Below are 2,258 nucleotides of genomic sequence, written 5' to 3'. Positions count from 1 at the left end.
TCAATTGTCCCGGTGTCGCTGGACATCGTTCGGATCGCAGCGCCGTTTCCTGATCCGCCCTTCACAGTCCCGTCCACGTCTATGTCAAAGCCTCTTACGCCGAGCGTAACCCTGTCGAATGAGGTGCTGGCGTTGTCATCCGCATCCACCTCATTCCCTGAAACGCGAATCCCGTCTGAATCCACTCCTTCAGCTGTGACCTCGGCAAGCGCACCCACGGTGACAAACGCCTTCGCCTGCGTCGCCGAACCCGGATCAGTCCGCATCCTATTCGCCTGCGCTTGCGCTTCTGATTCCGCCCAGATCCCGTGAGACCCATTCCCACGCGTGGTGACTGTGCCTGCATCCATCTCCACAATCACATCACCAAAGCCAGAGGTGTCCGCCAAAATCCCATAGGAGGCGCTCTTATTCGTCTCGATAGACCCCCCGATCATTTTCACCTTCACCTCTTCCTCATTGTCCGGGTTGTCAATCCGCGAATAAAGCCCGTAAGATCCTTCACCATTCACGGTGATTTTGCCGTCACGCATTTCCACCAGCGCTTCGCCTTTTTCGTCATTGGCTGCCGCAGAAGCTCCACTGGAATTTACACCGTTAATGATGATAGTCCCGGCTTTCATTCTCGCTGTCGCCGTCCCCCCGGATGCATTATCAGCGAGGCCGCTCGCCGCCCGAAGCCCGTGCGCCCCGTTTCCATTCGTGGTGATCCTGCTGTTGATGCCATCCATTTCCGCTAACGCATTGCCAACGCCTGGGGTCGTCGCCCGAATCGCAGTACTTGCCCTGCTATCGATCGTCCCTCCGGTCATTTTCGCCGTCATATTGGCCTTAATATTCCTTCGGACCGCAGCTGATGGTCTGTTCCCCCCGTAATCCGCCACAACCGCGTAAGCATTCTCCCCTTCCGTGGTGATTTTTCCGCCCTTCATGTGCGCAATTGCAAAGGAGAATTCGCTTGTGGCACGGGTCGTTGCCCGAAGGCCGAGACCACCGTTATTCTTCGTGTGAATTTCGCTATCTGCTTCACTCATTTCCGCCGTCACCGTGCCTACATAAAACGTTTCGTGAGCACCTGCGTAGACCGCGGCTGTATCCGTCCCTACCACCTGCTCGATGATGATTAAGCCTCCACTCATTCCCGCAGTCACAACGCCAGCACTGCCATGGGTGAACGCTGAAACCCCGTTGGAATTTGAACCGGCAGCAATGGTAGTCTTTCCTCCGGTCATTGTCGCTGTTGCGTTATTTGTGCTTGCGGTGTTAACAATCTTCGCCCTAAGCCCGTCAAAATCGCGCTCGTTGATTGTGATGTTATCGTCACTATCTTTAGTGACGTCCTTGTCACCATCCAGTTGGGCGTGCACACTTCCAGTACCTGTGGTGAACGCCGAAACCCCGTGACTGTCGCCATCGACCTTCCCGCTGCCCATGCGCACAGAAAGATTAGCCGTACCCGTCCCATTCACCTGCACCCCGGAGCCATTCACCGTGATGTCTGGGTCGTTGAGTTCCAGAGTTAAGTTATTTGATCCGGTATAGGTGATGCCATCATCGTAGGGGTCGACAACAGGAGTGCTATCGTCAGCGTCAGCGGCACATGTGACGACGCCGTTAGTCGGACTGCCGCACTCATCGTCCGCCTGTGCTGCGCTGCCGGTGAACAGCACTGCAGCCGTCGCCACAACCGAAAGCCCAGGCGCAATACTTGCCACCTGGCCCTTGAACTTGGTCAAGCGACCGCCCCGAACCAGGACATTGCGTGCTCGCAGGGCGGGCTGGATATCCAGAGGCGCGTTTGTCATTTTGAAACTCTCCTGTGAGGTGTATCGCCAACGTGTTTGAACACGATCGGTGAAAGGCACCGCCTGTTCTGCCGAGCAGGCAGTTGGTTGGCATAAATGCGGGAATTGATGTTGGGATTGATCGGATGCGTTGCTTCGACCAGACACCAACCGGCGCCGGTGATTAGCGGTGCTGCGTCCGCGTCGTCCGAGCCAGTGGTGTTAAAGTGCGAGGGGACCACATCAGACCCCAAACCGCGCACAGCCACAGCACGCGTCACGGCGGCCAGGGACGAACGCGTCAGGCCATGAGTGATAGTCGGCCTGAGGCCGGGTGTCAGAATGTAAGGATGATTTAGCCGGTAAGTGCTGCTGTCTGCGCCGGGGCGCAGCGACGGCTCTGAACCGATGAACCGATGAACCGATGAACCGATGAACCGATGAACCGATGAACCGATGAACCGATGAACCGAT

General features: G+C 56.8%; 1 protein-coding gene and 1 pseudogene. Both read right to left on the bottom strand.

Annotated features, from left to right (window positions below; genetic code table 11):
- Window positions 1-1,805, bottom strand: a pseudogene (locus Q1B13_RS26740) (hypothetical protein); the annotation flags it as partial.
- Window positions 1,802-2,258, bottom strand: a 457-nt coding sequence (locus Q1B13_RS26735; RefSeq protein ID WP_299085925.1) for a hypothetical protein, incomplete at its 5' end; no start/stop codon positions are given. The gene Q1B13_RS26735 and the pseudogene Q1B13_RS26740, both read right to left, overlap by 4 nt.

The organism is uncultured Ruegeria sp. (assembly GCF_947489545.1).
Classification (GTDB): domain Bacteria; phylum Pseudomonadota; class Alphaproteobacteria; order Rhodobacterales; family Rhodobacteraceae; genus Ruegeria.
The sequence above is the reverse complement of the archived record's forward strand: the minus strand, read 5'-3'. Positions and strand labels throughout refer to the sequence as shown.